The sequence below is a fragment of the Neoroseomonas alkaliterrae genome (assembly GCF_014199195.1).
Classification (GTDB): Bacteria; Pseudomonadota; Alphaproteobacteria; order Acetobacterales; family Acetobacteraceae; genus Neoroseomonas; species Neoroseomonas alkaliterrae.
On the sequence record NZ_JACIJE010000010.1, the window covers coordinates 118,486 to 138,551 of the forward strand.

Genomic DNA, 20,066 nt, shown 5'->3' on the forward strand with positions numbered 1-20,066 from the left:
CGGGATGCGCCTCGCCTCGATCCTGACAGCGCAGCTCCTGCCGCCGCTGATCCTCGCCTGGGCGGCGCTCGCCGGCGGGCTGCTCGCCTGGCGGCGCGCGCGGTTCGCGGGCGCGCTCGCGGCAGCGGGCGGGCTCGGCATCCTCGTCCTCGCGACACCCTTCGCGGCGGGCAGCCTGCGCGCGGGGCTCGAGGAGAGGATCCCGGAAGCCGCCACGACGCCACCGGGCGCCATCGTCATCCTCGGCGGCGACACCGTCCGCGGCCTTGCCGGCACCGAGCCCGGGCCGCTCACGCTCGAACGCCTGCGCGCCGGGGCGGCGCTGCACCGGCGCAGCGGCCTGCCCGTGCTGGTCACGGGCGGCACGCTCGGCCCCGGCCAGCCGCCGGTCGCGCGCGTCATGGCGGCGAGCCTCGCCGCCGATTTCGGCGTCACTGCCCGCTGGATCGAGGCCGAGGCGGCGGACACGCGCGGCAACGCGATGCTCTCGGCGGCGATGCTGCGCGCCGAGGGCATCGGCACGGTGCATCTGGTCAGCCACGGCTGGCACCTCGCCCGCGCCACGGCGGCCTTCCGCCGCGCCGGTCTCGCCGTGCATCCGGCCCCGCTCCGCCTCTACGGCCCGCCGCGGGGCGGCTGGGCGGACGCCGTGCCGCGACCCGCCGTGCTCGGCGCGTCCTGGCTGATGCTGCGCGAATGGGCCGGGCTGATCGTCTATCGCCTGCGCGACGGCGCGGCATGAGCGCGAGCCTCGCCCTGGCGTCCTGGCACCACGCGCCCGCGCGTGGCATGGTCCGCCGCCCGATGCAGCCCTTCCCGCCGCCCGCCGCGGATGCCGTCCTGCCCGCGCCGGCAGGGGGCGACTTCTTCGCCTCCCGCCCCTGGTTCGCCACCGTCGCCGCCCATGCCCTGCCGCCGGGCACCGCGGCCGAGGCGCAGGAGGCCGAGGGCGTCTGGCTGATGCTGCGGCGCGAGGGCCGGCGGCTGTCGAGCCTGACCGTGCCCTATTCCCAGGGCTGGGCGCCGCTCGGCCCGCCGGGGGCGGACTGGTTCGCGGCCGGGCGGCGGCTCGGCACGCTGTGGCGCGGCAGCCCGCCGGGCCTGCTCGACACGCTCGATCCCGCCGCGCCGGGCATCGAGGACTTCCTGCGGGGCCTGCGTGCCGCGGGCCTCCTCCCGCTTCGCTACCGCCATGCCGGGCATTGGCGCGAGGCCTGGGCGGAGCGGCTCGGCTGGGACGCCTATCTCGCCTCGCGGCCCTCGCGGCTGCGCAACACGATCCGCCGCCGCCTCGCCCAGGCCGCAGGCGGGCTGGACCATGAGATCACCGCCGCGCCCGGCCCCGCGCTGGAGGCCGCCATCGCCGCCTTCGAGGCGGTGCGCGCGCGCAGCTGGAAGCCCGCCGAACCCTTCCCCGCCTTCGATGCCGCGCTGATGCGCGCGGCCGCCGCCGAGGGCGTGCTGCGCCTCGGCATCCTGCGCCGCCGCGCGGATGGCGCGCCCATCGCGGCGCAGTACTGGATCCTCGACCATGGCGGGCGGCGGGCGCTGGTGCCGAAGCTGTTCCACGACGAGGCCGCCCGCGCCGAAAGCCCGGGAACCATCCTGACCGCCCTGATGATCCGCCACATCCTCGACGAACAGGACATCCGCGCGCTCGATTTCGGGCGCGGCGACGACGACTACAAGCGCATGTGGGTCGGATGCCGCAAGCAGCGCATCGGCGTGGTGCTGGCCGACCCGCGCCACCCGGCAGGCGCGCTCGCCATCCTGCGCCATGCCGCCGGCGCGCTGCGGCGGCGCCTCAGCCCCGGGGAAGCGCGCGACGCATGAGAATCCTCTACTCCCACCGCATCGGCTCGAAGGACGGCCAGGGCGTGCATCTCGAGGCGCTGGTCGCCGCCCTGCGCGCCGCGGGCCACGAGGTGCGCGTCGTCGGCCCCGCCGCCTTCGCCGAGGCGGAACTCGGCGGGGACAGCGGCCTCGTCGCGCGCATCCGCCGCAGCCTGCCGCGTTTCGCGGCGGAGCTTGCCGAGCTCGCCTATTCCGTGCCGGCCTATTGGCGCCTCGCGCGCGAGGCGCGCGCCTTCCACCCGGATGCGATCTACGAGCGCTACAACCTGTTCTACCTCTCGGGCGCCTGGCTCGCGCGGCGGCTCCGCCTGCCCTTCCTGGTCGAGGTCAATGCCCCGCTCGCCGAGGAGCGCGCGCGCTTCGGCGGCCTCGCGCTCGGTGGGCTGGCGCGCTGGAGCGAGGGCTTCGTCTGGCGCCGCGCGACACGGGTGCTGCCGGTGACGCAGGTGCTGGCCGATCGCGTGGCCGCGGCGGGCGTGGACCCCGCGCGCATCACGGTGGTGCCGAACGGCATAGACCTCGCCGAGTTCCCCGAGCCCGCGCCGGCGCCGGGCGGCGATCCGCTGGTCCTCGGCTTCGTCGGCTTCGTGCGGGACTGGCACGGGCTCGATGCCGTGCTGCGGGGCATCGCCGCCTGGCGGGGGCCGACGCGCCTCGCCCTGACCGTGGTCGGCGAGGGCCCGGCGCGGCCGGGGCTCGAGGCGCTGGCGGCCGAGCTCGGCATCGCGGACCGCGTGCGCTTCACCGGCCTTGCCCAGCGCGCGGCGATCCCGGGCCATGTCGCGGGCTTCGACATCGCGCTGCAGCCGGCCTCGGTGCCCTATGCCTCGCCGCTGAAGGTGTTCGAGTACATGGCCGCGGGCCGCGCGATCGTCGCGCCGGACCAGCCCAACATCCGCGAGGTGCTGGAGCACGGCCGCACCGCGATGCTGTTCGACCCCGCGCGGGAGGGCGCGATGTGGGAGGCGATCGGCCTGCTCGCCGCCGATCCCGCGCTGCGCGCGCGCCTCGGGGCGGCGGCGCGGGCCGAGATCCTGGCGCGCGACCTCACCTGGGCGGGGAATGCGCGGCGGGTGGCGGCGATGGCAGCGGCGGCGCGCGAGGCATGAGCGGCTCACTCGCGCAGCGGGTGGCGAAGGGCGCGGCCTTCATGGTGGCCGCACGGCTCGCCGCCCGTCTGATCGGCGTCCTCTCGACGCTGATCCTCGCCCGCCTGCTGATGCCGGAGGATTTCGGCATCATAGCCCTGGCCGCGGCCGCCTTCACCCTGGCCGACATGGCGCTGGCCACCGGCTATGCGCTGCTGCTCGTGCGGCGCGAGACGGTGGACCGCGACGTCTACGACACCGCCTGGACGATGAACCTGATCCGCTGCGTCCTGCTCGCGGCGATCACGGTCGCGACGGCGCCGCTGCAGGCCTGGGCGGTGGGCGAGCCGCGGATCGAGGCCGTGCTGATGGTGGTGGCGGCGACGACGCTGCTCGACGGATTCACGAGCATCGGCCTGATGCGCCAGCAGCGGGAACTGCGCTTCGGCCCGGCCTTCCGGCTGCAGATCACGCAGCGGCTGCTCTCCTTCGCGCTCACGGTCGTGCTCGCCATCGTGCTCGGCAACTACTGGGCGCTGGTGCTCGGCAACCTCGCCGCGAAGATGGTCACGGTGCCCTATTCCTACCTGCTCGCGCCGCATCGGCCACGCCTGTGCCTGACGCATTGGCGGGAGTTCCTGTCCTTCTCGAAGTGGCTCTTCGCCCTGAACCTGTGCAACGCGACCGACCTCATCTCGCCGAACCTCCTGCTCGGCGCGCTGCAGGGCGTCGGCGCGACGGGGCGCTATGCCGTCGCCCACCAGCTCGGCGCGGCGCCGGTGAGTGAGATCGCCTCGCCGGTCAGGCAGCCGCTCTATGCCGGATATGCGAATGTGCAGGGCGAGCCCGATCGCCTGCGCCGGCATTTCCTCGAAAGCCTCGCCCTGGTCGCGGCGGTGATCGTGCCGCTTTCGGTCGGCATCGCGCTGACCGCGCCCGAGATCGAGCGCATCGCGCTCGGCCGGAACTGGGCCGGCACGGCGCCGCTGATCGCGCTCTGCGCGCTGTTCGCGCTGGTGGACTACATCGCCCTCTTCCCGCACAGCATCCTGACGATCCGCGACCGGCTGGGGCAGATGGTCGCCACCTATGCCGCGACGCTGCTGCTGCGCCTGCCCTTCGTCGTCCTCGGCATCTGGTGGGACGGGGCGACCGGCATGGCGGCCGCGCTGCTCGCGACATCTCTGGGCAATGCCCTGGTCTGGCACCGGCTGGGTGGGCGCGAACTCGGCTACAGCCTCGCCATGGCGGGCGCGGCGGTGGCGAGACCGCTGCTCGCCGCCCTGCTCATGACGGCGGTGGTCCTCGCGCTCCGCTCGGCCCTCCCGCCGGCCTCGGGCGAGCTCGGCGAGGCGCTGCTGCGGCTGCTCCTGCTCGCCCTGGCGGGCGCCGCGACGCATCTCGGCGCCGCCTTCGCGCTCTGGTGGCTGGCCGGCCGCCCGCACGGCGCCGAGACAAGGGTGATCGAGATGGCGCTCGCCGCGCTGCGCCGCATCCGGCCCGCGCGGCGATGACGCCGCCCGCGCCCCGCCTCCTGCACGTCTTCCCCTCCTTCACCGTGGGCGGCGCGCAGGTGCGCGCGGCCGCGCTGATGAACCGCTTCGGCGAGGGCTTCCGCCATGCCGTCGTTGCCCTTGATGGCCGCTTCGACTGCGTGGAACGCCTCGCCCCGGGCCTGCGCATCGAGACCATCGCCTTCCCGCGCCGCGAGGGCGAAGCGCTGCCCGCCCGCCTGCTGCGTATCCGCCGCGCCATCGCCGCGGTGGGCCCGGACGCGCTGATCACCAGCAACTGGGGCAGCATCGAATGGGCGATGGCGAACCTCGTCCCGCCGCGCCTGCCGCACCTGCACATGGAGGACGGCTTCGGCCCGGACGAGGCCGCGGGGCAGAAGCCGCGCCGGGTCTGGACGCGCCGCCTCGTGCTCCGGCGCAGCCGGGTGCTGCTGCCCTCCCTGACGCTGCTCGCCACGGCGCGGGAGGTCTGGCGGCTGCCGGATCGGACGCTGTTCTACGTGCCAAACGGCATCGACCTCGCGCGCTTCGCCCCGCGCGGTCCGCGCGCGGACCTCGCCGTGCCGGGCGAGGGCCCGCTGATCGGCACCGTGGCAGCGCTGCGGGCCGAGAAGAACGTCGCGCGCCTGCTGCGCGCGGTCGCGATCCTCGCGCGCGAGGGCCTGGACTGCCGCCTCGCGGTCATCGGCGACGGGCCGGAACGGGTCATGCTCGGCGCGCTCGCGGCCGAGCTCGGCATCGCGGAGCGGACCCGCTTCACCGGCCATGTCCCCGACCCCGCCGCGGCCTATCGCGCGCTCGATCTCTTCGCGCTCTCCTCGGACACCGAGCAGATGCCCTTCTCGGTGCTCGAGGCCATGGCGACGGCGCTGCCCGTGGCCGCGACCGATGTCGGCGACGTGCGCGCCATGCTCGCCCCGGAGAACGCGCCGCATGTCGCGGCGCGCGAGGACGCCGCCCTCGCCGCCGCCCTCGGCGCGCTGCTCCGCGATGCCGGGCTGCGCGCGGCGATCGGCGCGGCGAACCGCGCGCGCGCGGAACGGGACTTCGACCAGGAGGTGATGTTCGCCCGCCACGCCGCGCTGTGGCGGAACAAGGCGCCCGCATGAACGCCCGCGGGCCGGGCCGCACCGCCCCTCGCTGAAACCGGCACGCTGCGCCCTGTCGCCTGCGGGCATCGCGCCTGCGGGCGGAACCGCGGGCTGTCGCCCGGTCGGCGGGGATCGGCGTTGCTGCACCGCTTGTCGGGTTCGGCGATACGACCCGCGCCGGACCGGCTACCCCGCCGCTCCGCCCCGCCGCGCGATCCGCCCGACCAGCCCGCGCAGCGAAAGCCGCGGCACCACCGTCGCCCAGACCAGTTCGCGCGAGGCATTGGCGAGGCTCGTCTTGTAGCGCGCCTCGCCGGCGAGAAAGTCGTAGCCGCGATCCCCGCGCGCGAGCGCCCGCCGGATCGCCTGGTGGTGGCAGGCGAGGCCGGGCTTGCGCTGCGGGTCCTGCGCCGCCGCCCAGCCGCTCTGATAGGCCGAGACCATGCCGCCATGGCGAAGGTTGTAGAGCACGCCGACGAGCGACCCGCCCGCGGTGACGCGCAGCAGCTCCAGCATCCCGCGCGCCAGCAGCCGCTGCACCAGCGCGGCGTGGAAACGCCGCAGGAAGGGCGTGGCGAAGGCCCCGCCCTCGCCCCGGCCGTCCCATCGCGCGGCGTGCAGCGCCATCAGCTCGTCCAGGAAGCGGCTGGCCTCCTCCGCGCTCGTCGCCTCCTGCGCCGCGATCGGGCCCGCCTCGGCGATCAGCCGGTCCGAGCGCCGCATTTGCGACCGCGCATTGGCCGAAAGCGTCGCCAGCCAGTCACCGCCGGCCGCCCGCACGGCGTCGAGGTCCACCCAGGGCGCGGGGCGCGGCCGCGCATGCCAGATGACGCCGCCCGCCTCGGCCGGCAGACCGGCCGGCACGCCGGACAGGCGCAGCCCGCCGCCGCCCGCCGCGCGCAGCGCCGCGGCCAGCATCGCGCCCCGCGTGCCCGGCGGCGCATCGCGCGCCACCAGCGGGCCGTTGTGCTCGATGAAGGGGCGGTCGCGGGCGGGATCGCCGCTCTCGTGCAGATGCAGGGCGCCGCCGGCGCGGTTGAACAGCGCGAGGCCGACGCAGGCCCCGCCCGCCTCGGCCCGGACCAGCAGCGGCGCCTCGTAGCGCTCGGCGGCGAGGCAGCCGACCCAGGCCCAGGACTGGAAGACGCTCGCCTCCGCCCGCGCCTCCAGCGCCTCCCATGCCGCGCCGAGGGCGTCCCAGTCCCGCGGCGTCTCGAGATGCAGGGCGAGCGTCATCCCCCGCCCATAGCAGGCGCGGCGGCCAGCGTCGCGCCCGGGCCGCGCCGCGCATGGCTGGCGGGACTCGCGCGCCCGTCTATAACCGGCCCCATGCGCGACCTGCTCATCACCGATGCCCGCCTGCTCGACCCCGCGAGCGGGACGGATTCCCGCGGGGCCCTGCTGGTGCGCGAGGGCGTCATCGCCGATCTCGGCCCGGGCCTCGCCGCGCCCGAGGGGGCGGAGGTGCTGGACGCCGGCGGCGCCTGCCTCGCCCCCGGGCTCGTGGACCTGCGCGCCAATCTCGGCGAGCCTGGCGCCGAGCACCGGGAGAGCATCGCGAGCGCGGCGGGCGCGGCGGCCGCGGGCGGCATCACCACGCTCTGCGTGCTGCCGGACACCGACCCCGCGCTGGACGATCCCGCGCTGCTCTCCTTCATGATCCGGCGCGGGGAGGCCACGGGCTCGGTCTCGCTGCTGCCCTATGGCGCGGCGACGGCAGGCTGCGCGGGCAAGGAACTCGCCGAGTTCGGCCTGCTGCGCGAGGCCGGCGCCATCGCCTTCACCGACGGGGCGCGCGCGATCGCCTCGGCGCGCACGATGCGGCTCGCGCTGTCCTATGCGCGGGCCTTCGGCGCCTTCGTGGTGCAGCATCCGGAGGAGCCCACGCTTGCCGCCGGAGGCGCCGCGACCGAAGGCGAGCTCGCCACCCGTCTCGGCCTGCCCGGCATCCCGCCGGCGGCGGAGGCGATGATGGTCGCGCGCGACATCGCGCTTGCGCGCATCACCGGCGGGCATGTGCATTTCGCCCATGTCTCCACCGCCGCCGCGCTCGACCTCATCCGCGCGGCCAAGGCCGAGGGGCTCCGCGTCACCTGCGACACGGCGCCGCCCTATTTCGACCTCAACGAGACGGCGATCGGCGACTACCGCACCTATGCCAAGCTCAGCCCGCCGCTGCGCACCGAGGCCGACCGCCAGGCCGTGGTGGCGGCGCTGAAGGACGGCACGATCGACGCCGTCGCCTCCGACCACCAGCCGCGCGACGCCGACGACAAGCGCCTGCCCTTCGCCCAGGCCGAGGCGGGCGGGGCGGGGCTCGCCACGCTGCTCGCGGTCACGCTCGCGCGCGTGCATGGCGGGGACCTCCCGATGCTCGAGGCCCTGGCCCTGCTGACCTGCCGGCCGGCGGCCCTGCTCGGCCTCCCGGTTGGCCGGCTGGCGAAGGGCGCCCCGGCGGATCTCGTGCTGTTCCACCCCGAGCGCGGCTGGAAGGTCGAGGCCGGCAGCCTGCCGGGCAAGGCGCAGAACTCGCCCTTCGACGGCCGCGCGCTGGAGGGCCGCGTGCTCGGCACCTGGAAGGCCGGGCGACGGGTCTTCGGCGCATGATCACCGACCCTTCCATCGCCTTCCTGCTGGCGCTGGCGGGGGGCTACCTGATCGGCTCGGTGCCCTTCGGCCTCGTGCTGACGAAGGCGGCGGGCCTCGGCGACATCCGCGCCATCGGCTCGGGCAATATCGGCGCGACGAACGTGCTCCGGACGGGGCGCAAGGGACTGGCGGCCGCGACGCTGCTGCTCGATGGCCTGAAGGGTGTGGCGGCCGTGCTGCTCCTGCGCTGGGTCGCGGGGGAGCAGGATCTCGTGGCCGGCACGGCGGCCGTGCTGGGGCACACCTTCCCGGTCTGGCTGGCCTTCCGCGGCGGCAAGGGCGTCGCGACGGGCCTTGGCGTCTATCTCGCCGCCATGTGGCCGGTCGGGCTCGCCTGCTGCGCGGTCTGGCTGGTGGCGGCGCGGGTGACGCGGATCTCCTCGGCCGGCGCGCTCGCCGCCTTCGCCGCCGCGCCGCTGCTGGCCCTCCTCCTGTCGGATGCCGAGCACGCGCTGCTCGCGCTGCTCGTCGGCGTGCTGATCGTCTGGAGGCACGAGGCGAACATCCGTCGGCTGCTCGCCGGGACGGAGCCGCGGATCGGCCAGAAGGGGTGATATCGCGCGTGGGTTGAATCTTCCTGCGGGTGGTGCGTAGTTTCGCTTCCCCGTCCTTCCGCCGGGGTCGAACACGCGCCCCCGATGGACCACGCCGACGCCCTCGCCCGCCTGCGCCTCGCCCGCACCGAGGGCATCGGCCCCCTCACCTTCCGCAAGCTGATCGCCCGGCACCGGGACGGCGCGGCGGCCCTGGCCGCGCTGCCGGCCCTCGGCGCCGGCCGCGCCGCGCCCTTCCGCCCGCCATCCGAAGCCGAGGCGCGGCAGGAGGCGGCGGCGCTCGCGAAGCGCGGCGGCCGCTTCGTCTTCCTCGACGACCCGCTCTACCCACCGCTGCTCGCCCGCCTGCCGGACGCGCCACCGGTGCTGGCGGTGCTGGGGGATGCCTCGCTGCTGGCCGCGCCTTCTGTGGCCGTGGTCGGGGCGCGCAACGCCTCGGCCGCGGGGCGGCGGATCGCCGAGGAGCTGGCCGAGAGCCTCGCCCAGGCGGGGCTCGCCGTGGTCTCGGGCCTCGCCCGCGGCATCGACACCGCCGCGCATGAGGGGGCGCTGCGAACGGGCGGGACGGTCGCCGTGCTGCCCGGCGGGGTGGACCGGCCCTACCCGCCGGAGAACGTGGCGCTTGCCGAGCGCATCGCGGCGCGCGGGGCGGTGGTGAGCGAGGCGCCGCTCGGCACGGTGGCGACCAACCGGCATTTCCCGAAGCGCAACCGGATCGTCGCGGGGCTGTGCCTCGGCGTGGTGGTGGTCGAGGCGGCGCACCGCTCGGGCACGCTGATCACCGCCCGCCTCGCCCTCGAGCAGGGGCGCGAGATCTTCGCCGTGCCCGGCAGCCCGCTCGATCCGCGCTGCCGTGGCTCGAACGACCTGCTGCGCCAGGGCGCGCACCTGGTCGAGACCGCGACGGATGTGCTGGAGCACCTGCCCGAGGCACCGCGCGAGGCGCCCCTGTTCGCCCCGCGGAACCACCCGGATCCGGAGGAAACAGAGCCGGAAGGGCTGGGCCCGCCCCCGGAAGGCCCGGGCGAAGTTCTTGAACTGATTGGATTGTCACCGGTATCGGTTGACGAGGTGCTCCGCCGCTGCCACCTGACTGCCCCCGAACTCCAGGCCGTGCTCACGGATCTGGAGCTCGAGGGCCGGGTGGCGCTGCTGCCGGGCCATCGCGTGGTCCGCTCTGCGAACGGGTGACACTCATATCCATGTCCGACGTCGTCGTCGTCGAATCCCCGGCCAAGGCCAAGACGATCGAGAAGTATCTCGGGCGGGATTTCACCGTGCTCGCCTCCTTCGGCCATGTCCGCGACCTCGAGGAGAAGGACGGCGCCGTCCTGCCCGACCAGGACTTCGCCATGGTCTGGGGCAAGGACCCGCGCGGGGAACAGCAGGTCGGCAAGATCGCCGCCGCGCTGAAGGGAGCGAAGCGCCTCTACCTCGCGACCGACCCGGACCGGGAGGGGGAGGCGATCTCCTGGCATGTGAAGGACATGCTCGGCCAGCGCGGGGCGCTGAAGGGCAAGGATGTCCGGCGCATCACCTTCAACGAGATCACCAAGCGGGCGGTCCAGCATGCGGTCGAGCACCCGCGCGACCTCGACCAGCCGCTGATCGAGGCCTATCTCGCCCGCCGCGCGCTCGATTACCTCGTGGGCTACACGCTCTCGCCGCTGCTGTGGCGCAAGCTGCCGGGCTCGCGCTCGGCCGGGCGCGTGCAGTCCGTGGCCCTGCGCCTGATCTGCGAGCGCGAGGCCGAGATCGAGGCCTTCAAGCCCCGCGAGTACTGGACGCTGGAGGCGAAGTTCCAGACCCCCGCCGGCGCCCCCTTCACCGCCCGCCTGACGCATCTGGACGGCAGGAAGCTCGACCAGTTCGACCTGCCGGACGAGGCGAGCGCGAAGCGCGCCAAGGCGCTGGCCGAGGCGGGCACCTACGCCGTCGCCTCGGTGGAGAAGAAGCGCACGCGGCGCAATCCGCCGCCGCCCTTCATGACCTCCACGCTGCAGATGGAGGCCTCCCGCAAGCTCGGCATGGGCGCGCAGCAGGCGATGCGCACGGCGCAGGCGCTCTATGAGGCCGGGCATATCACCTACATGCGGACGGACGGCGTCTCCATGGCGCGGGAGGCGATGTTCGCCATCCGCGACCACGTGAAGGACGCCTTCGGCCCCGACTACCTGCCCTCCGCCCCCCGCGAGTACCAGACCAAGGCCAAGAACGCCCAGGAGGCGCACGAGGCGATCCGGCCCACCGACGTGAGCCGCACGCCGGAAGCCATGGCCGGCGAACTCGATGGCGCCCAGGCGCGGCTCTACGAACTGATCTGGAAGCGCGCCGTCGCCTCGCAGATGGCGGCCGCGGAACTCGACCAGACGGCCGTCGAGATCGCCAGCGCCGACGGGAAGATCCGTTTCCGGGCAACGGGTTCCGTCGTGGCCTTCGATGGCTTCCTCAAGCTCTACAAGGAGGACGAGGACGACCGGGCCGCCGACCTCCGCGCCGGGATCAAGCCTGCCGAGCCGACCGAGGAGGAGGACGGCCGCATCCTCCCGCCGATGCAGCAGGGCGATCCCCTCAAGCGCGGCGAGGTCACCGCCAGCCAGCATTTCACGCAACCGCCGCCGCGCTATTCGGAAGCCTCGCTCGTGAAGCGGCTGGAGGAACTCGGAATCGGGCGCCCCTCGACCTACGCCTCGATCCTGCAGCGGTTGCAGGACCTGAAATACGTCACGCTCGAGAAGCGACGCTTCGTGGCGCAGGATCTCGGGCGGATGGTGACCACCTTCCTGGTGCGCTTCTTCGAGAAATACGTGGATACGGGCTTCACCTCGCAGATGGAGGAGAAGCTCGACGAGATCTCGGCCGGCCAGACCGACTGGCGCGCGGTTATGCGCGCCTTCTGGAAGGATTTCTCGGCCGCTGTCGAGGCGACCAAGGATCTCAAGATCCGCGACGTGATCGACGCGCTGGACGAGGATCTCGGCCCGCACATCTTCCCCCCGCGCGAGGACGGCACGGACCCGCGCGCCTGCCCGAGCTGCGGCAACGGGCGGCTCGGCCTGCGGCTCGGCCGGACGGGCGCCTTCATCGGCTGCTCGAACTACCCCGAATGCCGCTACACGCGCCCCTTTGGCGTCGATTCCGGCAGCGCAGAGGGCGCGGGCGGGGACCAGGAACTCGGCGAGGATCCGGCGACCGGCCAGAAGGTCTGGCTCAAGCGCGGGCCCTTCGGCTTCTACATCCAGCTCGGCGAGGGCGGGACGGATGCCAAGGGCAAGCCGGTCAAGCCGAAGAGAACCAGCCTTCCCAACGGGGTATCGCCTGATTCGGTGACGCTGGATCAGGCGCTCGGGCTGCTCTCCCTGCCGCGGGTGATCGGCCGCGATCCCGAGACCGGGGAGGAGATTTCCGCCGGCCTCGGCCGCTTCGGCCCCTACGTGCGCTGCGGCTCCATCTTCAAGTCGCTCGACAAGGACGACGACGTGCTGACCATCGGCATGAACCGGGCGCTCGCCCTGCTTGCCGATGCACGCGCGAGGGTGCGCGAACTCGGCCCCCATCCCGCGGACGGCGAGCCGGTGGTGGTGCGCAAGGGCCGCTTCGGCCCCTACGCGCAGCACGGCAAGACGGTGGCGAACCTGCCGCGCGATGTCGCCATGGAGGACATCACGCTCGACGACGCGGTGGCGCTGCTGGAGCAGAAGGGCAAGGCGCTGAAGCCGCGCGGGGCGGCGGGGCGCAAGGCGGCCGCGCCGAAGGCCCCGGCGCGCAAGGCCGAGGCGCCGGCCGCCCCCGCGCGCAAGCCCGCGGCGCGCAAGGCGGCCGCCAAGCCCGCCGCCAAGGCGCCGAAGGGGGCCGCGCGGCCGGCCAAGGCCGCCGCCAAGCCTTCCGGCAAGGCCGCCGCCAAGGCCCGCCCGGCCACCCGCTCGCGCAAGACCTCCGGCTGATGGTCCGCAGGGGGCCGCCCGCCAAGGGGCACAAGGCCCGGGCCGGCAAGGCGGGCGGCACCGCCGCGAGGCGCGGTGCGGCGCGCGCGCCGCGCGCCGCCCCGCCCGCGGGGGAGGCCGAGGCGCCCGAACCCGCCGCGCGCCCCAAGCGCCAGCCCGCCTCCGGCAAGCCGCATCGCGCGACCGCGAAATCCGCCGCCGGCCCGAAGGCGAGCGCGAAACGGCGCGCCGCGGCCCGTGAGGCCGCACCGCCGGAGCTGCCGAGCAAGGCGGCGCTGCGGGCGTTCCTCGCCGGCGCGACCGGGCGCGTCCGCAAATCCGAGATCGCGCGCGCCTTCAACCTGACGGCGGAGCAGCGCCCGGCCCTGCGCGCCCTGATGCGCGAGATCGCCGCCGAGGGCGGCGCCGCGCCGGCCGGCAAGCGGGCGATGATCCATCCCTCCCGGCTGCCCGAGATCGCGCCGGTCGAGGTGACCGGCACCGATCCCGACGGCGATCCCATCGCGCGCCCCCTGCAATGGCAGGGCGAGGGCCGCCCTCCGGTCATCTACATGCGCCCCGAGGCGAAGGGGCAGCCGGCGCTGACCGCGGGCGAGCGGGTGCTTGCGCGGCTGCGCCCGATCGGGCCCGGCAAGTACGAGGGGCGCACCTTCAAGCGCATCGGCGGGGCGCCGCCCGCGCGCATCCTCGGCGTCTACGAGGAAGGGCAGATCATCCCGACCGACCGGCGGCAGAAGGGCATCTGGCAGGTCGCGCCCGCCGATGCCGGGGGCGCGCGGCCGGGGCAGATCGTGCTCGCCGAGCCCCTGCCCTCGACCCGCCATTTCGGCCCCAAGCCGGCGCGCATCACCGAGGTGCTCGGCGTGATGGGCGAGCCGCGCTCGGTCTCGCTGGTCTGCATCCACGCCCATGGCATCCCCGACATCTTCCCCGCCGAGGCGGTGCAGCAGGCCGAGCGCGCGCGCGGTGTCAGCGGGCGGGGGCGGGTTGACCTGCGCGACATCCCGCTGGTGACGATCGACGGCGAGGATGCGCGCGACTTCGACGACGCCGTCTTCGCCGAGCCCGAGGGCGAGGGCTGGCGCGTGATCGTCGCCATCGCCGATGTCGCGCATTACGTGACGCCCGGCTCGGCGCTCGACCGCGAGGCCTGGGCGCGGGGCAACTCGGTCTATTTCCCCGACCGCGTCGTGCCGATGCTGCCCGAGGCGCTGTCGAACGGCTGGTGCAGCCTGCGCCCTGGCGAGGATCGCGGCTGCCTCTTCGTCGAGATGCGCTTCGACGGCCAGGGGCGGAAGCAGGCGCACGCCTTCGGTCGCGGCATCATGCGCTCGGCCGCGCGGCTGACCTACGAGCAGGTGCAGGCCGCCGCCGATGCCGGCAAGGACCCGGCCGCCCTGCCCGCGGGCCATGTCGCCCGGCTCTACGGCGCCTTCCGCACGCTGCTCGCCGCGCGCGAGCGGCGCGGGACGCTGGATCTCGACGTGCCCGAGCGCAAGGTCGTGCTGAACGAGCGCGGCCAGGTGGAGGCGGTGGTGCCGCGCCCGCGCCTCGATGCCCACCGGCTGATCGAGGAGTTCATGGTCGCGGCCAATGTCTGCGCGGCGGAGGAGCTGGAACGCCTCCGCCAGCCCTGCATGTACCGCGTGCATGACCGCCCCTCGGACCAGAAGATGGAGGGGCTGCGCCAGTTCCTCGCGACTTTCGGGATCTCGCTGCCGCCATCGGACCGGCTGCATCCGCGCGACTTCGCGGGCGTGCTCGCGAAGGTGCGCGGCAGCCCGCAGGAGAGGCTGGTGAACGAGGCGGTGCTGCGCGGCCAGTCCCAGGCCGCCTATGCGCCGGACAACATCGGCCATTTCGGCCTCGCGCTGCCGCGCTACGCGCATTTCACCTCGCCCATCCGCCGCTACGCGGACCTGCTGGTGCACCGCGCGCTGATCCGCGGGCTGCGCCTCGGCCAGGACGGGCTGCAGGAGACCGAGGCGGCGCGCTTCCCCGACACCGCCGAACACATCACGAGCACGGAACGCCGCGCCGCGGCGGCCGAGCGCGACGCGGTGGACCGCTACCTCGCGGCGTTCATGGCACAGCGCGTCGGAGAGTCGTTCGAGGTGCGCATTTCCGGGGTGACTCGCTTCGGCCTCTTCGTCACGCTGGAGGAGAACGGGGCGAGCGGAATCGTCCCTCTCGGATCATTGCCGGACGACCGATGGGACCTGGACGAGGCCACGCAAACGCTGGCCGGTCGCAGATCGAGGCTGACCTTCACGCTGGGCCAGGCGGTGGAGGCAAGGCTTGCCGAAGCCACGCCCCGCACCGGGGGCATGGTGTTCCACCTCATGCAGGGGCTGGCGGCGCGCGGGCGCGGCAGGGCGGCGCCCAGGGGCGGGCGGGGCGGCCGGCGCGGCTGATCCTGCTGCTGCTGCTGCTGCTGCTGCTGCCCGGCCTCGCGGCGGCGCAGGAGGCGGCGCGGACCGGCGCCTATCCGCGCGAGGAGATGCGCCTTGTGCTCGGCGCGGGGTTCGAGACCATCCTCGACCGGCACCTCGATGCGGCAACGCCGGCCGACCTCCTGCTCTGGGCGCTGCAGGGCATGGCATCGCTCGATCCCGAACTCTCGATCCAGCGCGCGGGCCGCGACGTGGTCCTGCGGCAGGGGGAACGCACCCTCCTCGCGCGCCCCTTGCCCATGCAGGAGGCCGGCGAGCGCCGCGCGGCCGCCGGCGGCGCGGCGGCGGACCGGCTGACGCTGTTCCACCAGGCGGCCTGGGGCGCCTCGGCGGCGGTCAGGCGGGCGGGGGCGCCGCGCCTCGTGCAGGCGAGTTTCGAGGCGGTGTTCAGCCACCTCGACCCGTTCAGCCGCTACGTGACGCCGGAGGAGGCGCAGACCGCGCGCGAGCGCCGGACCGGCGAGGCGGGTCTCGGCCTCCGGCTGGCCCCGGGCCGGCAGGGTGGGACGGTGGTGGTCGCGGTCTCGCCGTCCGGGCCGGCCGCCGAGGCGGGGCTGCGGGTCGGGGACCGCGTGCTGGCGATCGACGGCATCCGGCTGCGTCCGCGCGATGCCGCCTCGGCGGCGCTGCTGCTCGAAGGGCCGGAAGGCACGGAGGTGGTCCTGCTGATCGAGCGCGGCCGGCGGCGCGAGGAGGTGGCGCTGCGCCGCGTCCTGCCGCCCGGCAGCCCGGTCACGGCCGAGCGCGCGGAGGAGGTGCTGGTCATCCGCATCCCCGCCTTCTCGGCCCAGACGGAGCGCCAGGCGGCGGCGGTGCTGCTCGGGGCGCTGAGCCAATGGTCCCCGCGGGCGGTGATGCTGGACCTGCGCGGCAATCGCGGCGGGCTGCTGTCCCAGGCGGCGGCGGTGGCGGACATCTTCCTCGGCCCCGGCGAGGCCTTCCGCACCGCCGGGCGGCATCCCGAGGCGAGCCGGATCTACGTGACCGCGGGCGGCGACCTTGCCGAAGGCCGGCCTCTGGTGGTGGTGGTGGACGGGCGCACCGCCTCGGCGGCCGAGATCGTGGCGGCCACGCTCGGCGATCGCGGGCGGGCGGCGATCGCCGGCACGGCCACCACCGGCAAGGGGCTGGTGCAGCTTGTGGTTCCGCTTCCCGACGGGGGCGAGTTGCAGATGTCCTGGTCGCGGCTGGTGATGCCGGCGGGCTGGCCGCTGCAGGGCCTCGGCGTGCTACCCGGGCTGTGCATGGCGGGCGGCGCGGAGGAGACGGCGCGCGCGCTGGCGGCGCTCAGGGCCGGCGCGCGGCCGATGGGGCCGGCGCAGACCCGCCAGCGCGCGCTGCGCCATCCCGTGCCGGCGGCCGAGATCGAAGCGCTGCGGGCGCGCTGCCCGCCGGGCGAGGTGGCGGATGCCGAGCTCGCCGCGGCGCGCGCGCTGGCGCTCGACCCGCTGGCCCATGCGGCGGCGGTGGCGCGGTGAGGGCGATGCAGCCGCCTCCGCCCGGCCGGACCGCGCCGGGCTGGCGCGCGGCGCGCCGCTTTCGCTTGACGCGGGCGCCATCATGGGTAGGGTGCGCCGTCTGACGCCCGGGGCCGGCTCGCCCACGGGCCATGGAGTCATGTCATGGCCAAAGCGAATACGATTCTCATCCGCCTCGTGAGCAGCGCCGATACCGGCTATTTCTACGTCACGAAGAAGAACACCCGGACGATGACCGGGAAGATGGAGAAGCGGAAATACGACCCGGTGGCGCGCAAGCACGTCGTCTTCCGCGAAGCCAAGATCAAGTGACGCGCCGGCGGGCCAGGGCGCCCGCCGCGTGACCACCCCAGGGGGATCGAGCGGGCGCGCCGCAGGGCCGCGCCCGTTTTGCGTTGGAACCCCGCCGCGCCCGGGCGCGGGGCGCGCCGCTCAGGCCGCGCCCGCCTGCCAGTCCTCGGGCCGCGCGGCCTCGACCCGGTTCCGCCCGCCTTCCTTGGCGCGGTAGAGCGCCGCATCCGCCGCCGCGATCAGCCCGTCCGCCGCCGTCTGCCCGCCGGAGACGGCGACGCCGATGCTCATGGTGACCGGCAGCGTGACCGGCCCCACATCGAAGGGCGCATCGGCGATGGCCGCGCGCAGGCGATCGGCGACCGCCGTCGCCTCCTCCTCCGTCGCGCCGGACATGACGACCATGAACTCCTCGCCCCCGTAGCGCCCCACCACGTCCACCGCGCGCAACTGTTCGCGCAGGCGAGCGGCGACCTCCTTGAGCGCGGCATCGCCGGCCGCATGGCCGTAGCGGTCGTTGAGCGGCTTGAAGCGGTCCACATCCATCAGCAGCACGGCGGCGGCGGTGCCGCTGCGCAGCAGCGAATCGAGATGACGGCGGATGTAGGGGCGGTTGCGCAGGCCGGTCAGCGCGTCGGTGACCGCCATCTCGAGCGAGCGGTCGAGGCTTTCGCGCAGCAGGTCCTGGTAGCGCCGCCGGCGGAGCTGGTTGCGCACCCGCGCGCGCAGCTCCGGCGGATCCACCGGCCGCATCACATGGTCGGAGGCGCCGAGTTCGAAGGCCCGCAGCACGCCCGCGCGCTGGTCCTCGGCGGCGAGCAGGACGAGCGGCAGGTCGCGACTCTCGCCATGCGCCCGCAAGCGGGAGGAGAGGCGCAGCGCATCGCCCCCGGCGAGCGGCAGGCTCACCAGCACGAGGTCGTGCAGCATCGCCTGCAGGCGCTCCCAGGCGGCCGTCTCGTCCGGCGCCTGTTCGAGCAGGATGCCGTCGGCGGACAGCGCCTCGGCCACCACGGCGGCTTCGGCATCATCCCCGCCGGCGAGCAGCACGCGCGCGCCGATGAACTCCTCCTCGGGCGCGCCGGCGGATTCGAAGCCGAGTTCCTTCGCCGTCTCGGCGCGCTGGCGCCAGGCGTCGAGCACCTGCTTCACGCGCAGCAGGGCGCGCAGGCGGGCGAAGAGCAGCGTGGTGTCCACCGGCTTCGAGATGAAATCATCCGCCCCGGCTTCGAGCCCACGCACGCGCTCGGCCTGTTCGGTCAGAGCGGTCACCATGACGACCGGGATATGCGCCGTCCCCTCCTGCCCCTTGAGGCGGCGGCACACCTCGTAGCCGTCCATGCCGGGCATCATGACGTCGAGCAGCACGACGTCGGGCGACCAGGCGGTGGCGAGCGCGAGCGCCTCCGGGCCCGAGGCCGCGAGCGCGACCTCGAAGTATTCGGCGCGGAGTTTCGCCTCGAGCAGCCGGAGATTGGCGGGGATGTCGTCCACCACCAGCACGCGCGCCGTCACGCCGAACCTCCGCCCTGCCTGCCACTCAACCGTAACTGGCGCGACGCGGTTCCGCGACCTATCAGCAAACGGGCTGCAAGCCCTTGAATCGTCATCATTCTGTCACGGAGCATGGGATGTCCGGCATCGCCGCAGGAGAGCAACGGGCACAGCGCGAGGCCGGGGGCGTCGGCCTGTTCCTTCGCCGCTGGGCCGCCAACCCGCTGCAGATGGGCTCGATCGTGCCCTCCTCCCCGGCGCTCGGCCGGAAGATCGCCGCGCTGGTCGAGCGCGGGCCGGACGAGGTGGTGGTGGAGCTCGGCGCGGGCACCGGGGCGGTCAGCCGCGCGCTGCTCGAGGGCGGGGTGCCGGCGGACCGGCTCGTGGTGGTGGAGATCGTGCCCGAGATGGCCCGCCACCTCGCGCGCGAACTGCCGGGGGTGACGGTGATCGAAGGCGATGCCTTCGCGCTGGCCGAGGCGCTGCCGGCCGCGCTGCATGGCCGCGTGGGCACGGCGATCTGCGGCATCCCGCTGGTGCTGCTGCCGACGGCGCGCCAGCGCGCCTTCGTCGAGGCGGTGGAGGCGGTCGCGCCCGGGCGCGGCTTCCTGCTCTACACCTACTGCGTGACCTCGCCCCTGCCCTGCAAGGCGCTGGGCCTGACCGGGCGGCGCGAGGCCTTCACGCCGCTGAACTTCCCGCCGGCGAGCGTCTGGCGCTACCGCAGGGCGGGCTGACGGGGGGCGGCCGCGCGCGGCGGGGCCGGCGACGGAGACCCGCCTCGTGCCGCCTGCAAACCTGCCCGCCATGCCTGACCTGCTCCCCTGCCCCTGCGCCGCGACATGGCGCGGGGCCGATCCGATTTCTACCGTCCGCGCCGCAGCGGCGAAAGGCCGCGACCTCCGGCCGGATCCATTCTGCGGGCGGGAATGTTTCCGCATCGTGCCATGCGCCGGGACCGCACCCGGCAGGCGCGAGGGCTCAGGCGCTCGTCAGCGTCGCCTCGCGCCCGTCGCGGTGGCGCAGATGGGCGATCATGCGCGGATGCGGGCTCTGGCGGACCTTCACCGCCTCGGCGAGGCCGCGGGCAGTCAGCGCGGCGATCACCGACTGCGGATCCGGGTGCTCCGCCTCGAAGGAGACGAGGCGCCAGCCGGAATCGCGGATGTGCTTCGCCGCGCGCTCCCCCTCCCACTGGATCAGGGGCGGGATCAGGTTGTCCATGTCCTGGCGCTGCGGCGGGAAGGCCATGCGCCAGGAGAGGTTGCCGCGCGACATGGCGCGGATCTCCCCCGCATGCGAGGGGCCGAGGCGCGCGACCACGGCATCGAGAGCGGGGGTGGAGGCGACATAGGCGATCAGCCGCGGCTCGGCCTCGAGCATGGTGCGCATGGCCGCGTCGTCGAGGTCGAAGGGGCGCGGATGGGCGGGCTCGGGCTGGTCGGGGTCGGGCGCGATGATCTCGATGTAGCAGTTCGCCCCCATGCCGAGCAGCATGTTGTGCGTGCCGACGCCGGGATGCGCGCCGCCCCTGGAGGGCTTCACGCCGAGCAGGCTCTCGACGTAGCGCGCCCCTTCCTCGAGGGTGCGGGCGCCAATGACGATGTGGTCGATCTCGGCCATGGGTTCGTGGCGTTCCTGTTGGCCCGCGGCGGA

General features: G+C 74.7%; 16 protein-coding genes. 13 read left to right on the forward strand and 3 right to left on the reverse strand.

Annotation, left to right across the window (positions count from 1 at the left end; translation table 11 throughout):
• Positions 1–4: 4 nt before the first annotated feature.
• From FHS88_RS16650 to FHS88_RS16670, 5 genes are read left to right on the forward strand one after another with little or no spacing between them, the layout of a single operon-like run.
• Entirely contained in the window at positions 5–742 is a 738-nt protein-coding gene (locus FHS88_RS16650; RefSeq protein ID WP_184486594.1) for a YdcF family protein, read from the forward strand.
• Entirely contained in the window at positions 739–1,833 is a 1,095-nt protein-coding gene (locus tag FHS88_RS16655) for a GNAT family N-acetyltransferase (protein ID WP_184486595.1), read from the forward strand. Before FHS88_RS16650 ends, FHS88_RS16655 begins: the two co-directional genes overlap by 4 nt.
• On the forward strand, positions 1,830–2,963 hold the full coding sequence (locus FHS88_RS16660; RefSeq protein ID WP_184486596.1) for a glycosyltransferase family 4 protein: 1,134 nt from the start codon (positions 1,830–1,832) through the stop codon (positions 2,961–2,963). The genes FHS88_RS16655 and FHS88_RS16660 overlap by 4 nt, the downstream gene beginning before the upstream one ends.
• Positions 2,960–4,456, forward strand: coding sequence for an oligosaccharide flippase family protein (locus FHS88_RS16665; RefSeq protein WP_184486597.1), 1,497 nt, complete (start codon positions 2,960–2,962; stop codon positions 4,454–4,456). The genes FHS88_RS16660 and FHS88_RS16665 overlap by 4 nt, the downstream gene beginning before the upstream one ends.
• A complete protein-coding gene (locus FHS88_RS16670; RefSeq protein WP_184486598.1) occupies positions 4,453–5,565 on the forward strand; it encodes a glycosyltransferase in 1,113 nt (370 codons plus the stop codon). Before FHS88_RS16665 ends, FHS88_RS16670 begins: the two co-directional genes overlap by 4 nt.
• Positions 5,566–5,733: 168 nt before the next feature.
• Here FHS88_RS16670 and FHS88_RS16675 read toward each other — a convergent pair whose 3' ends face one another.
• Positions 5,734–6,783, reverse strand: coding sequence for a GNAT family N-acetyltransferase (locus FHS88_RS16675; RefSeq protein WP_184486599.1), 1,050 nt, complete (start codon positions 6,781–6,783; stop codon positions 5,734–5,736).
• A gap of 93 nt (positions 6,784–6,876) precedes the next feature.
• On the opposite strand from FHS88_RS16675, the gene FHS88_RS16680 reads away from it, so the two are divergent.
• The 7 genes from FHS88_RS16680 to rpmG all read left to right on the forward strand — a co-directional run bounded on the left by FHS88_RS16680 (position 6,877) and on the right by rpmG (position 16,937).
• Positions 6,877–8,154 (forward strand): dihydroorotase, encoded by a 1,278-nt coding sequence (locus FHS88_RS16680; protein WP_184486600.1) that lies wholly within the window; start codon positions 6,877–6,879, stop codon positions 8,152–8,154.
• The gene (plsY, locus tag FHS88_RS16685; protein ID WP_184486601.1) at positions 8,151–8,750 is read left to right on the forward strand and encodes a glycerol-3-phosphate 1-O-acyltransferase PlsY; all 600 of its coding nucleotides are present in this window, start codon (positions 8,151–8,153) and stop codon (positions 8,748–8,750) included. The genes FHS88_RS16680 and plsY overlap by 4 nt, the downstream gene beginning before the upstream one ends.
• Before the next feature lie 84 nt (positions 8,751–8,834).
• Positions 8,835–9,941: a DNA-processing protein DprA gene (gene dprA / locus FHS88_RS16690; RefSeq protein ID WP_184486602.1), complete on the forward strand. Its 1,107-nt coding sequence runs from the start codon at positions 8,835–8,837 to the stop codon at positions 9,939–9,941.
• Positions 9,942–9,952: 11 nt separating this feature from the next.
• Positions 9,953–12,694 (forward strand): type I DNA topoisomerase, encoded by a 2,742-nt coding sequence (gene topA, locus FHS88_RS16695; protein WP_184486603.1) that lies wholly within the window; start codon positions 9,953–9,955, stop codon positions 12,692–12,694.
• Positions 12,694–15,108: a ribonuclease R gene (gene rnr / locus FHS88_RS16700; RefSeq protein WP_184486604.1), complete on the forward strand. Its 2,415-nt coding sequence runs from the start codon at positions 12,694–12,696 to the stop codon at positions 15,106–15,108. Before topA ends, rnr begins: the two co-directional genes overlap by 1 nt.
• 86 nt (positions 15,109–15,194) lie before the next feature.
• The gene (locus tag FHS88_RS16705; RefSeq protein WP_184486605.1) at positions 15,195–16,625 is read left to right on the forward strand and encodes a S41 family peptidase; all 1,431 of its coding nucleotides are present in this window, start codon (positions 15,195–15,197) and stop codon (positions 16,623–16,625) included.
• Positions 16,626–16,769: 144 nt separating this feature from the next.
• Complete coding sequence (gene rpmG / locus FHS88_RS16710) at positions 16,770–16,937, forward strand: 50S ribosomal protein L33 (RefSeq protein WP_184486606.1); 168 nt, start codon at positions 16,770–16,772, stop codon at positions 16,935–16,937.
• Positions 16,938–17,057: 120 nt separating this feature from the next.
• On the opposite strand, the gene FHS88_RS16715 is transcribed toward rpmG, so the two are convergent.
• Positions 17,058–18,431, reverse strand: coding sequence for a PleD family two-component system response regulator (locus tag FHS88_RS16715; RefSeq protein WP_184486607.1), 1,374 nt, complete (start codon positions 18,429–18,431; stop codon positions 17,058–17,060).
• A gap of 116 nt (positions 18,432–18,547) precedes the next feature.
• On the opposite strand from FHS88_RS16715, the gene FHS88_RS16720 reads away from it, so the two are divergent.
• A complete protein-coding gene (locus FHS88_RS16720) occupies positions 18,548–19,147 on the forward strand; it encodes a class I SAM-dependent methyltransferase (protein WP_184486608.1) in 600 nt (199 codons plus the stop codon).
• 244 nt (positions 19,148–19,391) lie between these two features.
• Here the strand turns inward: FHS88_RS16720 and FHS88_RS16725 are convergent, their stop codons facing one another.
• Positions 19,392–20,033: a VOC family protein gene (locus FHS88_RS16725; RefSeq protein ID WP_184486609.1), complete on the reverse strand. Its 642-nt coding sequence runs from the start codon at positions 20,031–20,033 to the stop codon at positions 19,392–19,394.
• Between the last annotated feature and the right edge of the window lie 33 nt (positions 20,034–20,066).